The sequence below is a fragment of the Sphingomonas sp. M1A8_2b genome, from assembly GCF_053345535.1.
In genome coordinates this window covers 1,016,168-1,028,763 of sequence record NZ_JBKFAH010000001.1, presented here as the reverse complement: position 1 = coordinate 1,028,763, position 12,596 = coordinate 1,016,168, and the positions used below count along the sequence as shown (strand labels likewise).

At 65.3% G+C, this 12,596-nt stretch carries 14 protein-coding genes; 8 read left to right on the top strand and 6 right to left on the bottom strand.

Annotation, left to right across the window (positions count from 1 at the left end; genetic code table 11):
• Positions 1 to 33: 33 nt before the first annotated feature.
• On the top strand, positions 34 to 714 hold the full coding sequence (gene trmB / locus ACLBWL_RS04785) for a tRNA (guanosine(46)-N7)-methyltransferase TrmB (protein ID WP_447790686.1): 681 nt from the start codon (positions 34 to 36) through the stop codon (positions 712 to 714).
• On the opposite strand, the gene ACLBWL_RS04780 is transcribed toward trmB, so the two are convergent.
• The gene (locus ACLBWL_RS04780; RefSeq protein WP_447790684.1) at positions 699 to 1,796 is read right to left on the bottom strand and encodes a GNAT family N-acetyltransferase; all 1,098 of its coding nucleotides are present in this window, start codon (positions 1,794 to 1,796) and stop codon (positions 699 to 701) included. The genes trmB and ACLBWL_RS04780 overlap by 16 nt on opposite strands.
• A gap of 93 nt (positions 1,797 to 1,889) precedes the next feature.
• Here ACLBWL_RS04780 and ACLBWL_RS04775 point away from each other — a divergent pair, with 93 nt between their 5' ends.
• Together ACLBWL_RS04775 and ACLBWL_RS04770 are read left to right on the top strand one after the other, a co-directional pair.
• Positions 1,890 to 2,348 (top strand): DUF2721 domain-containing protein, encoded by a 459-nt coding sequence (locus tag ACLBWL_RS04775; RefSeq protein ID WP_187503865.1) that lies wholly within the window; start codon positions 1,890 to 1,892, stop codon positions 2,346 to 2,348.
• Positions 2,345 to 2,740 carry a DUF4345 domain-containing protein gene (locus tag ACLBWL_RS04770; RefSeq protein ID WP_447790682.1) on the top strand — a complete coding sequence of 132 codons (396 nt, stop codon included), beginning with the start codon at positions 2,345 to 2,347 and terminating at the stop codon, positions 2,738 to 2,740. The genes ACLBWL_RS04775 and ACLBWL_RS04770 overlap by 4 nt, the downstream gene beginning before the upstream one ends.
• A gap of 34 nt (positions 2,741 to 2,774) precedes the next feature.
• Here the strand turns inward: ACLBWL_RS04770 and ACLBWL_RS04765 are convergent, their stop codons facing one another.
• A complete protein-coding gene (locus ACLBWL_RS04765) occupies positions 2,775 to 4,355 on the bottom strand; it encodes an amidase (protein WP_447790680.1) in 1,581 nt (526 codons plus the stop codon).
• Positions 4,356 to 4,465: 110 nt separating this feature from the next.
• Between ACLBWL_RS04765 and ACLBWL_RS04760 the strand changes: the two genes are divergently transcribed.
• Positions 4,466 to 5,638, top strand: a complete 1,173-nt coding sequence (locus tag ACLBWL_RS04760; protein ID WP_447790678.1) for an MBL fold metallo-hydrolase — start codon at positions 4,466 to 4,468, stop codon at positions 5,636 to 5,638.
• 171 nt (positions 5,639 to 5,809) lie between these two features.
• Here the strand turns inward: ACLBWL_RS04760 and ACLBWL_RS04755 are convergent, their stop codons facing one another.
• Entirely contained in the window at positions 5,810 to 6,196 is a 387-nt protein-coding gene (locus ACLBWL_RS04755; protein ID WP_447790676.1) for a VOC family protein, read from the bottom strand.
• 166 nt (positions 6,197 to 6,362) lie between these two features.
• A complete protein-coding gene (locus tag ACLBWL_RS04750) occupies positions 6,363 to 7,193 on the bottom strand; it encodes a ferredoxin--NADP reductase (RefSeq protein ID WP_447790674.1) in 831 nt (276 codons plus the stop codon).
• A gap of 279 nt (positions 7,194 to 7,472) precedes the next feature.
• Between ACLBWL_RS04750 and uvrB the strand changes: the two genes are divergently transcribed.
• The 3 genes from uvrB to ACLBWL_RS04735 all read left to right on the top strand — a co-directional run bounded on the left by uvrB (position 7,473) and on the right by ACLBWL_RS04735 (position 10,309).
• The gene (gene uvrB, locus ACLBWL_RS04745) at positions 7,473 to 9,671 is read left to right on the top strand and encodes an excinuclease ABC subunit UvrB (RefSeq protein WP_447790672.1); all 2,199 of its coding nucleotides are present in this window, start codon (positions 7,473 to 7,475) and stop codon (positions 9,669 to 9,671) included.
• A gap of 64 nt (positions 9,672 to 9,735) precedes the next feature.
• On the top strand, positions 9,736 to 10,017 hold the full coding sequence (locus ACLBWL_RS04740; RefSeq protein ID WP_447790670.1) for a type II toxin-antitoxin system RelE/ParE family toxin: 282 nt from the start codon (positions 9,736 to 9,738) through the stop codon (positions 10,015 to 10,017).
• The gene (locus ACLBWL_RS04735; RefSeq protein WP_447790668.1) at positions 9,992 to 10,309 is read left to right on the top strand and encodes a HigA family addiction module antitoxin; all 318 of its coding nucleotides are present in this window, start codon (positions 9,992 to 9,994) and stop codon (positions 10,307 to 10,309) included. The genes ACLBWL_RS04740 and ACLBWL_RS04735 overlap by 26 nt, the downstream gene beginning before the upstream one ends.
• Here the strand turns inward: ACLBWL_RS04735 and ACLBWL_RS04730 are convergent.
• Positions 10,306 to 10,683 (bottom strand): PRC-barrel domain-containing protein, encoded by a 378-nt coding sequence (locus ACLBWL_RS04730; RefSeq protein WP_056051762.1) that lies wholly within the window; start codon positions 10,681 to 10,683, stop codon positions 10,306 to 10,308. The genes ACLBWL_RS04735 and ACLBWL_RS04730 overlap by 4 nt on opposite strands.
• Positions 10,684 to 10,807: 124 nt before the next feature.
• Here ACLBWL_RS04730 and ACLBWL_RS04725 point away from each other — a divergent pair, with 124 nt between their 5' ends.
• Positions 10,808 to 11,365, top strand: coding sequence for a hypothetical protein (locus ACLBWL_RS04725; RefSeq protein ID WP_447790666.1), 558 nt, complete (start codon positions 10,808 to 10,810; stop codon positions 11,363 to 11,365).
• A 702-nt stretch (positions 11,366 to 12,067) separates the two neighbouring features.
• Here ACLBWL_RS04725 and ACLBWL_RS04720 read toward each other — a convergent pair.
• Positions 12,068 to 12,544, bottom strand: a complete 477-nt coding sequence (locus tag ACLBWL_RS04720; RefSeq protein ID WP_447790664.1) for a DUF2501 domain-containing protein — start codon at positions 12,542 to 12,544, stop codon at positions 12,068 to 12,070.
• Positions 12,545 to 12,596 lie beyond the last annotated feature (52 nt).

Sequence of the window (12,596 nt, the reverse complement as noted above, 5' to 3'; positions counted from 1 at the left end):
CTCCGGGGCAATCGCCCGCTAGAGCGCGCGGCGATGAACGATCCTTCTGTTATCCGCCGCCTCTATGGCCGTCGCCAGGGCCATAAACTACGCCTGGGCCAAGCCGCGCTCGTCGAGGAAACGCTCGCCGACCTGTCGGTGCCCGACGAAGGCCCGATCGATGCGATGACGCTGTTCGGCGACGACCGCCCGCTCCACGTCGAGATCGGCTTCGGCGCGGGCGAGCATCTCGCCGGCCAGGCCAAGGCAAACCCGGATATCGGTTTCATCGGCTGCGAACCGTTTCTCAATGGCGTCGTCGGCGCCCTCGCGCATATCCGCGACGGCGGCCTGACCAACGTCCGGCTCTATATGGGCGATGCGCTGGAAGTGATCGAGCGCCTGCCCGATGCGAGCCTGGACCGGCTGTACCTGCTCCACCCCGATCCCTGGCGGAAGGCGCGGCACGCCAAGCGCCGCATGGTCAATCACGGTCCGCTCGACACGATCGCCGCCAAACTGAAGCCCGGCGCCGAGTTCCGGCTCGGCACAGACGACCCGACCTATTGCCGCTGGTCGATGATGATCATGAACGCGCGCCGCGATTTCGAATGGCAGGCGAAGACCCCGCACGACTTCCTGACGCGCCCCGACGACTGGCCCGAGACCCGCTATGAGCGGAAAGCCCGGCGGCAGGGTCATGAGGTCTGGTATTACCGTTACTTGCGGGTGTGATGCCCGCTGCGGCGCCAGCGCCAGCCGACCGCGCGACCGGCGCGCGCGGGTAGCCCGGGCCTGAGCAGTAGCCAATCGCGGATGGGCGCGTCCGGGTGTGCGCCGATCACGCGCTTGTAGCCGCTGTCTCCCGCCCCCCAATCGATCCGGCGCGTGCCGCGGGCGAGCGCGGCGGTGATATTCCGCCAGTGGAGCAGCTTGCCGGGCGAATGCTTGGCGAAACGCGGATCGTAGCTGTTGGCGATCGCGTACAACAGGTCGCCGGTGTCGAGGTCGAACGAAAAGGCGGCGGGCGCGCCGTCGATGGTCAGAAGCGCGGCGCGGAACATCTGCGCCAGCACCGGGTCCGCGACCGCCGCCTGCCAGAAGGCGAGATGGCCATCGGGCGTGAACTTCATGCCGGTGCGATCGGTCGCGTGCGCGATCCAGCTCGTCTGCTCGATCGTTCCGAGGGCATCGAACGCGGCCGGCCAATCGCCGTCGGACAGAAAGTGCCATTCTGGCGTACCGTGCTCCGCCAGATGCTTTTCGTGGAAGCGGTTCTTCCGCAGCGTCGAATTGCGCGGCCAGGGTTGGCCATCGGCAATCGGGTTCAGGTCGAGCGCCCAGCTGGTGCCGACCGGGCGATCGATAGCGATCCAATTGTTCGCGCGGGCCGTCGCGATCAGTGCGGTGACGGCAGGGTCGGTGTCGTAGACCGGGCCGATGCGCAGGCCGTTTACGTGGATCGCGAGTGTCGAGAGCGCCGTCTTCACCGCGGCGTCGCTCGCTTCGAGCGCGAGCCCGAAGCTGCGGAAGGGCCAGTAGCAACCGGGGATCGCCGCAATTTGCAACGCGCGCGGGCCGAGCGGGACGAACGGGAGCGTCAAAACCGGGGCGTCGTCCTCCTCGACGACGAGCGTGCGCGCGGTACCGCCATAGGCCGCGATCGCCGCGGCGTACCAGCCGAAGCGCAGGAACCGGTGGCTCGGGGCGGCGTTTTCGGCGACGCTGTCGATCGCCGCAGCGAGTCCCTCGACCACGTCGCCGCGCACGATCGGCGGCAGCCGGACGAAGTCGGCCAGGGGCATCGGCTTGGACATTCGCCGTCGATACCCCGCAGAAGGTTACGATTGCATGCTCTTTTGCGATCACCTCTTTTGCAATTAGGAACATTCGCCAGCATGGTGACGCGCATGCCGACGATCCCCGCCATTTCGACGATCGCCCAGACGATCCAGCTCTCGCTCGCCCCGGTGTTCATGCTCGCCGGCATCGGCCAGTTGCTCAACGTGCTGGCGGGACGGCTGTCGCGGGTGATCGACCGGGCACGGAAACTGGAGCAGCTGCACCCCAATTTCTCCGCCGCCGAGCGGACCCGCTATGGCTGGGAACTGCGGTTGCTCGACCGGCGGATGACGATCATCAACGCCGCGCTGTTCCTGGCGGTGTCGAGCGCAATCATGACCTGCGTGCTGATCGCACTGCTGTTCATCGCCGAACTCGCCAAGCTGCATTTCGGGACGGCGGTGGCGCTGTGCTTCATCCTCGCGATGATCCTGCTGATCGCGGCGCTGGTGTCGTTCATCTTCGAGGTCAGGATGTCGTTGCGCGCGTTCCGGATCCGACCGGAACTGCTGAGGGACCTGCCATGATCGAGAAGCGCCTGTTGCAGGCCGTAATCGCGGTTGCCTGTCTGTTGCCGCTGGTCGTCGGCGGCCAGGGCGTGCTGCATGGGCCCGCGCCGTTCGGGCATCTCGCGGAGGTGCCGCGCGATCTGGACAGCCATTTCCGGTATATCTCGGGGATATTCTTCGCGACGGGATTGGGGTTCGTGAGCTGCATTCCGGATATCGAGCGGAAGGGGCCGCGGTTCCGGTTGCTGGGCGGGTTGATTTTCGTCGGCGGGATTTCGCGCGGGATTTCTCTGCTGGCGGTGGGCGTGCCGTCGCAGGGGCATGTGCTCGGGCTGGTGATGGAGACGGTGGTCGTGCCGTTGCTGATGCTGTGGCAATGCAATTTCGCGAAACGGGCTGCCATAGCCTGACGATCCTCCCCCGCCAGGGGGGAGGATCTTTAGGTCAGCGAGCAGCGTCCACACCGGGGCCTACTTCGGCCGTCGCCAAATACCTTGGTGCCACGCGGGCCTTGGCCCTTTGCTCATACGCATAGCCCGCACCCAGAACCGCCGCGTCGCCGTACTTCGTGGCGATGAACGACAGGCCGACCGGTAACCCGCGCACCAGCCCCATCGGCACGGTCAGGTTCGGATAGCCGGCGACCGCCGGCAGTTCGCTCGAACTCGGGCCGCCATATTGATCACCGTACACAGGGTCGCTGAGCCAGGCCGCACCATAGCTCGGCTCGACCAATATGGTCGCCCCTGCCGCCTTCAACATCGCATCGATCCCTTCCGCGCCCGCCAGCCGCAGCGATTTCGCGCGCGCCGCCTTGTAGGCCGGGTCGCCCAGCCCCTTGGTCTTGGCCGCAGCCTCGAAGGTCTCTTGCGCGAAGAACGGCATTTCGGTCATCGCGTTCGCGGTGTTGAACGCGATGACCTGATCTAGCGTGCGCGTGCGGACTGCGCCCGGAGTGGTCGCGAGATAGGTGTCGAGGTCTGCCTTCAATTCCGTCTGGAGCACCAGCAGTTCCGCCTCGCCGAGCCCGTCGAGCTTGGGCTGCTTGACCTCGACCAGCACCGCGCCCGCCGCCTTCAGCACATCGAGCGCCGCCTGGTATTTCGCCGCGAGGTCCGCAGTCATCTCCGGCCGGATCACGCCGATGCGCAGGCCCGACAGCGCGCTGGTCGACAGCCCCGCCGCATAGTCGCGCTTGTACGCCCCTGCCCCGGCGGTCGCCGCGTCCGCCGGATCGGCCGCGATCATCGCCGAAAACAGCGTCGCGACATCGCGCACGCCGCGCGCCATCGGGCCAGGCGTATCCTGGCTGTGGCTGATCGGGACGACGTGCGTGCGGCTGACGAGGCCGAGCGTAGGCTTCAACCCAACCAGCCCGTTGAGCGACGACGGACACACCACCGAGCCATCGGTCTCCGTGCCGATCGCCGCCGCCGCGAAGCTCGCCGCGATCGCCGCACCCGAGCCGCTCGACGAGCCGCACGCGGTGCGGTCGAGCGCATAGGGATTGCGGACCAGTCCGCCGACCGCGCTCCAGCCGCTCATCGACCGGGTCGAGCGGATGTTCGCCCATTCGCTGAGGTTGGTCTTCCCCAGGATCACCGCCCCCGCGGCGCGAAGCTGCGCCACCACGGGCGCGTCCCGACGCGTGAGATTGTCCTTCAGCGCAAGGCTGCCGGCCGTCGTCGGTATCGCGTCAGCGGTCTCGACATTGTCCTTGATCAGCACGGGCACGCCGTGGAGCGGCCCCCGAATGCGCCCGGCCTTGCGTTCGGCATCGAGCGCCTTCGCCTGCGCGAGCGCATCTGGGTTGAGCGCGATGACGGCACGCAGCGTCGGGCCGGTCCGATCCATCGCCGCGATCCGCGCGAGATAGGCGCGGACGAGATCGACGCTGCTCGCTTTGCCCGCGGTCATCGCCGCCTGGAGCTGGTCGATCGACTGCTCCTCGACCGCGACAGTCTTTGCTTCCGCTACGCCTGGGAGGGCGGTCGCTAGCGACAGCCCGATGATAAACTTGCGCATTTTCCGATTCCCCTTTCGCGGAAGGCTATCGAGGTTGCGGACCCGCGCCAAGCAGTCTGAACGATGCTCGGCACGATGCGTTACGGATCGGCAACGGATAGGGGAATGGCGTGCGTCTGGTGTTGAAGATCGTCGGGGGCGTCGTGCTGCTGGCGATCGTGGTTCTGGCGCTGGCGGTGACGATCGTCCCGCGTTTCCTCGATCGAATCTATTACCGCGGACCGACGACCGGCCATTTCGACGGCGCGAGGTTCGCCAATCCCGACAACGACGCCGATACGCAGCAGATCCAGCCAACAGGCGGCGGTCGCGCGGGCTTCTTCTGGCGCTATTTCACGGGCAGCGATGGCCGGCCCGAATGGCCGAAATCGGTCGCGGTGAACCGCGTCGCGCCGCCCGCGCGTGTCGAGGGCGAGCGGATGGTGGTGACGTGGATCGGCCATGCGAGCGTGCTGATCCAGACGCAGGGGCTCAACATCCTCACCGATCCGGTCTGGGCGGAAAAGGCCGGGCCGCTCGGGACTGGGCCTCGCCGTGTCGCCGAGCCAGGAATCGCGTTCGAGGCGCTGCCCAAGATCGACCTCGTACTGGTCAGCCACAATCACTACGATCATCTCGACAAGGCGACGCTGCAACGCCTCTGGCAGCGCGATCGGCCACGGATCGTCACGAGTTTGGGCAACGATAGCGTGATCGGCCAGACCGGGGCGCAGGCTACCGCGCTGGACTGGGGACAGCGCGTGGCGATCAAGCCCGGCGTCGATGTCGTCGTGACGCGGAATCATCATTGGGGCAGCCGCTGGTTCACCGATCGCAACCGCGCCTTGTGGTCGAGCTTCGTCGTGACGCTGCCGGGCGGCAACGTGTTTTTCGCGGGTGATACCGGGATGGGCGACGGCCAATGGCCGGTCGAGGCCGCCGCGCTCGGGCCGATCCGGCTGGCGCTGATCCCGATCGGTGCATTCCGGTTCGTCGACGGGCAGATGGAGTCGGGGAGCCATATCGGGCCGGTCGATGCGGTCGAGGTGTATCGGCGGTTGGGCGCCGCGCACGCGATCCCGATCCACTGGGGGACGTTCCGGCTGTCGTTCGAGGGGTATGACACGCCGCCGAAACTGCTGGCGGCGGCGATGCGCTGTACCGGGCAGACCGGGTTTGCGCCGGTGGCGATCGGCCGGCCGGTCGAGGTCGGGGCTTATGGGAAGCCGGCGGCGGTAACGCCGATGCCTCGGACGGCGTTGCTCAAGTGTCTCGATACGCCGCAGGTTCGTGCGTTGCGGTAGACCTCAAAGAAGCTGGCGCCTTCGCCGCAATGGCAAACACACCACCCCGGCGAAGGCCGGGGCCCAACTGGGGAAGGCTGCTAATGGTGGACAGCCCCTCGTTACCGCCACCTTTCCAATTGGGCCCCGGGCCTTCGCCGGGGTGGTATTTCCCTCAATCGTGCCCGCCCCTCACCCCATCTTGAACACGCAGAGCTTGTTACCGTCCGGATCGCGAAAATAGGCGCCGTAGAACCCCATCTGCTCGGGCCCGCGCGACCCCGGACCACCCTCGTCCGCACCGCCGAGTTCGATCGCCTTGGCGTAGACCTGATCGACCTGCTCGCGCGTATCGGCCGACAGGGCGACCATCGTGCCGTTGCCGGCGGTCGCGTCCTGCCCGTCATACGGCTTGCCGATCGCCAGCATCGGTTTCCCTACGCCGGCGCCGTAGAAGGTCAGCTTCCGATCGTCGGGCATCTGCATGAGCCGCTTGCCGCCGACCGTCGCGAACAGCGCGTCATAGAAGGTCAGCGCGGTATCGAGGTCGTTGGTGCCGAGCGTCGCGTAACCGATCATGGGTCTCTCCTCTTGATGTTTGAGGCGAGTATCCGCGGGTTGAGCGGGGGACGCAACTAGCTGTTCCCCCGCGTAGGCGGGGGTCCAGGCCCAAACCCTCCCGGCATTCGAAGGTGATGTAATCCCTGGGCCCCCGCGTTCGCGGGGAACCCAAAGCTCAAAGCCGTCAGCCGACGAACGCGCGCTCGATCACGAACGTACCCGGCTTCGAGTTCGCACCCTCTTCGAAGCCGTTAGCCTCGAGCATCACGGCAAATTCCTTGATCATCTCGGTCGAGCCGCACAGCATCGCGCGGTCGGTCTCGGGGTTGAGCTTCTGCTCGCCGCGGACCGGATGGCCGAACAGCGACGCATCCTCGATCAGCGCGCCGATCCGCCGCGTGGTGCGGAACGGCTCGCGCGTCACGGTCGGAATATAGTGGAACTGGGTCTGCGCTTCTTCCGCGATCAGCGGGTCGTCCGCCAGCAGCCCGACCATCTCGTCGTGATACGCGAGATCGCTCACGCGGCGCACGCTGTGCACGACGATGACCTGCTCGTACGCGGCATAGACGTCGGGATCGCGCATCAGGCTGAGGAACGGCGCGAGGCCGGTGCCGGTCGAGAACATGAACAACCGCTTCCCCGGCAGCAACGCGTCGAGCACCAGCGTGCCGGTCGGCTTCTTGCCGAGATACACTTCGTCGCCCGGTTGGATCAGCTGGAGCTTCGAGGTCAGCGGGCCGTCCTCGACCTTGATCGACAGGAACTCGAGTTCTTCCGAATAATGCGGGGACGCGATCGAATAGGCCCGCATGATCGGCTTGCCGCCTTCCTGCGGAAGACCGATCATCACGAACTCGCCCGAGCGGAAGCGGAAGGTTGAGGAACGCTCGATCGCGAAGCTGAACAGATGTTCGTTCCAGTGACGCACCCACAGCACCTTGGCGTTGAGGAACGCCGGGGTCTCGGGGATCAGCGCGGGCGCGCGGGTTGCTTCGACGGTCGGGGCGGTCATGCGTCTATTCCTTGGCCTTCGCGCGGGCGTTGGCGGATCGATGGCTTGCGAAACGGTCGCATTATGAGCGTGCGCCGGACGGGTCAACAACAGCTAAACTTGGCCTTGCCCAAACCGGGCCCTTCCTACTGCGGTTCTCCTGCGAACGCAGGAGTCTAGGGTTTACGAACGGCGTCCCCTGTAATCCTGGACTCCTGCGTTCGCAGGAGAACGGAGTTGGCCATCGCCATGATGACTGGCCGTTGCCGACCCAGGCCATGTTCCCCATATTCCCCCTCGATGGCCATTCAGATCCGCACCAGCCTCGCCGAGCCCGAAACCGGCGACACCTTCGTGCCGCACCGCCCGACCGCGCGCCCCGACAAGGTCGAGGGCGGCAAGCCGTTCAAGCTCGTCAGCGAATACGAACCCGCCGGCGACCAGCCGACCGCGATCGCCGAACTCGTCTCCGGGATCGGCGAGGGCGAGAAGGACCAGGTGCTGCTCGGCGTCACCGGCTCGGGCAAGACCTTCACGATGGCCAGCGTCATCGAACGCGTCCAGCGTCCCGCGCTGATCCTCGCCCCGAACAAGATTTTGGCCGCACAGCTGTACGGCGAGATGAAGTCGTTCTTCCCCGAGAACGCAGTCGAATATTTCGTCAGCTATTACGATTATTACCAGCCCGAGGCGTATGTCGCGCGCTCGGACACGTACATCGAGAAGGAATCGTCGACCAACGAATCGATCGACCGGATGCGGCATTCGGCGACGCGCGCGTTGCTCGAACGCGACGACGTCATCATCGTCGCGTCGGTGTCGTGCCTGTACGGCATCGGCTCGGTCGAGACCTATTCGGCGATGATCTTCGACCTGAAAAAGGGCACGACGGTCGACCAGCGCGAGATCGTGCGCAAGCTCGTCGCGCTGCAGTACAAGCGCAACGACGCGGCGTTCCAGCGCGGCAATTTCCGCGTGAAGGGCGACACGCTCGAGATCTTCCCGTCGCATTACGAGGACAGCGCGTGGCGCATCTCGTTCTTCGGCGACGATATCGAGGAGATCACCGAATTCGATCCGCTGACCGGCAAGAAGGTCGCATCGCTGAACTCGGTGCGCGTCTATGCGAACTCGCATTACGTGACGCCCGGCCCGACGCTCAAGCAGGCGGGCGAGGCGATCAAACACGAGCTGGCCGAGCGGCTGAAGGAGCTGGTGCTGGAGGGCAAGCTTTTGGAGGCGCAGCGGCTCGAGCAGCGGACGAACTTCGACCTGGAGATGATCGCCGCCACCGGGTCCTGCGCGGGGATCGAAAATTACAGTCGCTTCCTGACCGGTCGCATGCCGGGCGAACCGCCACCCACTTTGTTCGAATATCTCCCCGACAACGCTTTGCTGTTCGTCGACGAGAGCCACGTCACGATCGGCCAGATCAACGGCATGTCGCGCGGCGATCACCGTCGCAAACTGACGCTCGCCGAATATGGCTTCCGCCTGCCGAGTGCGATCGACAACCGGCCGCTGCGCTTCAACGAATGGGACGCGATGCGTCCGCCGACGACCTATGTCTCGGCCACTCCGGGCAGCTGGGAGATGGAACAGACCGGCGGCGTGTTCGCCGAACAGGTCATCCGCCCGACCGGGCTGATCGATCCCCCCGTCGAGATCAAGCCGGTCGAGGAACAGGTCCAGGACCTGATCGTCGAGGTCGGCAAGACGACGGCGCTCGGCTACCGCACCCTGGTCACCACGCTGACCAAGCGGATGGCGGAGGATCTGACCGAATACATGCACGAGGCGGGGATCAAGGTCCGCTACATGCACAGCGACGTCGAGACGCTGGAACGCATCGAACTGATCCGCGACTTGCGGCTCGGCGTGTACGACGTGCTGATCGGGATCAACCTGTTGCGCGAGGGGCTCGATATCCCCGAATGCGGGCTGGTCGCGATCCTCGATGCGGACAAGGAGGGCTTCCTGCGCTCCGAGACGTCGCTGATCCAGACGATCGGGCGCGCCGCACGCAACGTCGACGGCCGCGTGATCCTGTATGCCGACCGCGTCACCGGATCGATGGAGCGCGCGATGAACGAAACGTCGCGCCGCCGCGAGAAGCAGGTCGCGTACAATACAGAACACGGCATCACCCCGACGACGATCCGCCGCAACATCGGCGACATCATCGCGCACGTCGCGAGCCAGGATCAGGTGACGATCCCGATCGACGAGGACCGGCCTCATATGGTCGGCCACAACCTGCGTGCGTATATCGAGGATCTTGAGAAGCAGATGCGCAAGGCCGCGAGCGATTTGGAATTCGAGACTGCCGGGCGTTTGCGTGACGAAATCCGCCAGCTGGAGAACGAGGAACTAGGCCTGCCGGTCGACCAGCAGAAGGCGCCGGTCATGGGACGCTCTAACGAGGGCAAGCCGGGCACGCGGAAAACGCGCTACGGCAAAAGCCAGAAGATGCGGATGGGTGGATCGCGGTCGCGGTAGCCTTGCATGCTTGTGCTTGCCGCTGGACACTAACGGATCGCCTATGCCTAATTGATGGTGCCTTATGATCCGCAGCTTTCACGACAACGAAGCTGAGCGCGTCTGGCTCCGGCAGCGAAGTCGTCGGTTCCCTACAGATATCCTGCATCGAGCCGTTAACCGATTAAGGTTGCTTGATGCTGCAGAAACGCTCGACGATGTCCGCTTTCCGCCAGGCAATCGCCTTCATGCCTTGACTGACGACCGCACCGGCCAGCATTCCATTTCCATCAATATGCAATGGCGTGTATGCTTTGTCTGGCGCGATGGAGGTGCCGAGCGTGTCGAAATCACAGACTATCACTGAGAGTGCCTGGATCGAGAACGATCACGCCGGGGAAATGCTGGCCAGTGAATTTATGGAGCCGCTAGGCCTTAGATCGATAGATCTGGCAGCTGCCATCGACGTTTCGCAGTCGCGGATTGAAGCGCTGATTAATGGAAACGTCCCGGTCGACGGCGAACTTGACCTGCGACTGACGCGGTACTTCAGACTCTCGGAGGGGTTTTTTCTCCGACTGCAGAATCAGTATGATCTTTTAGAGGCCAAGCGCGCCTTGAATGGCGCGCTTGACCGGATCGTTCCACGCGCAGCTTAACCGACGACGAGGTCCTCGCTGCTCGACCCGTAATAGCTTGCGACGCGGTCGGCATAGGCCTGGTCGAAGACCGGTGCGTTGTTCGCCCAGCTGGGGCCGCCTTCGAGGACGCGCTTGTCGATCGTGACGACATAAAGGTCGCGGACGGCATCGAACTGGAGCAGCGAGAAGGGCAGCGGGTAGAAGCTCTTGCCCATGCCGAGAAAGCCGCCGAGGCTGAGCACGGCGTGCGTGACGCGGCCGGTGCCCTTGTGGACCATGAAAGCGTGGACCGAACCGACATTGTCGCCGTCGCGGCTCTCGACCTTCATCGTGCCGGAGATGTTCGACTGGACGAGCAGCTGCGTCGGGGTCTGGGCGGCGGTATCGGACATACATGGTCTCCAAGGATCTTGAACGATGGTTGGACGCTGAACCGGTAGCAGCGCGCGGCGGTTCCCGCTACCGATGCGCGGTCGCGGCTTGAGCGTGCTTCAGTGCTGCCCCATACGCTGGGCTATGCGCGTTATTTCCCCTCTCGTCAGCCGCGGTCGATCGCTTGCCGGCCTTGTTTTGCTCGCGCTGGTCGCCGGTTGTGTCGCGCCGCCGCGCGCCGAAACGCCGCCTCCGCTACCGCCGCCACGCGTCGCGGCGCCCGCCCCCGCGCCGCGCCCTGCCCCGATCGCGGCGGACTGGCGCGACTGGCCGTATTCGCCAGGCACGTGGGTGTATCGCCGGGATGCGCGGGGATCGATCGCGTTGTTCGGTCCAGCCAATGCTGATGCGTCGCTGACGCTGCGCTGCGATACCGCGACGCGGCAGGTGTATCTTTCGCGCGCCGGCACAACCACGACCCCGCTCACGATCCGCACGTCGAGCGCGACACGCGCGCTCCCGGTGCAGCCGACCGGTGGCACGCCGCCCTATGTCGCGGCGGCGCTGATGCCGAACGACTCTCTTCTCGAGGCGATGGGGTTCAGTCGCGGACGGTTCGTGGTGCAGCAGGCCGGATCGGCGCCGCTGGTCGTGCCCGCCTGGGCCGAGATCGAACGCGTGACCGAGGATTGTCGCGGCTGATTTCGGCAGGACGACAGCCAAAGAGGATCGTCCGAAATCTCCGGAAAAACAAGGCTTGTATCGCACCCGCAATCGACACACATTGCGGGCGCGGTCGGGCTTGGCCGCGTTGTTTCAACAAGCGAAAGGAGGTGATCCGATGTCTCATGGTTCAGCAGTGAGTTCGGTTCGGTTCGTTCGGGGGACGCACCGCTAACGCCGCCGACATGCGTGGGGAGTATCCTCTCCCAGTCAACGCGTGTGTCATAGGCTAGGTGGTACGCATGGTCCTCCGGGCTGGAGCTCTCCGGCCGCTGACCATGTCAGGGGGTTGTCGGGTCGTCGGGAGACGATTCGGCAACCTCTTTTCATTTGTAGGTTTGAGAAGATCCTTAGTTACGCGCGGTATCGGATTGGCGACGTCCCGAGTCTCGATACATCCCGATCGTGAGGCATCTGCCTCCGCTGGCGCCGAACATCGCTTCCCGATTTCTTAATACCTCATCCCGGCTTAGCCGGAGACGCCGGTGGTTTGCCGTGAGGCAAGCCAATCTAGGTTCCCGCCTCCGCGGGAATGACGCGGTATAATTGTGTTGGTACCTCTAAGCCCGACCTCGGCGGAGGCCGGCGCCCAATTGGGAATGCTTGGGTTACGACGCGCCGTCTTACATAAACTGCGCTCCCCAATGGGGCCCCGGCCTTCGCCGGGGTGGTGTTACCCGCTCACAGGAACGACTTCGCGCGGTTGAGGACCAGGCTGCACATTCGTGTCTTGATCTGGCCACCGAGATCGTCGAGCGACAGACCCTGTCCGTTCGGTGCCTGAATCTCGCCGGCCTGCCCTGCTGCGAACCCCGGCGAGGTCTGGACGCCCTGGCGGTTGGTCAGGCGCTGGAGGATCGATTGCGCACCCGAGGCCCGCGGGGCCGCCGGCGACGTTGCGCGCTGCGATCCCGTCAACGCGCCGAGCGCACCGCCCTGGCCGAGCAGCTTGTTCTTGAGGCAATAGCCGAGCAGCCCCGCCGCGTTACCCGCACCGATCGAGCCCACGCTCGGCATCCCCCCGCCGAGCAGGCCGCCGAGGCTGCCCATCAGCCCGCCCGACTGAGGCTCGGCCGACGGCTGGGTCTGTGCGGCCGCGCTCGAGGCGAGACAGGCCGCGAGGAGCAGGGCGACGGGCTTGACGAAGAAACGGGACATGCAAGAACTCCTGTACAACCCCCGTCCAACGGTACAGCCCCCTGCCCGTTCC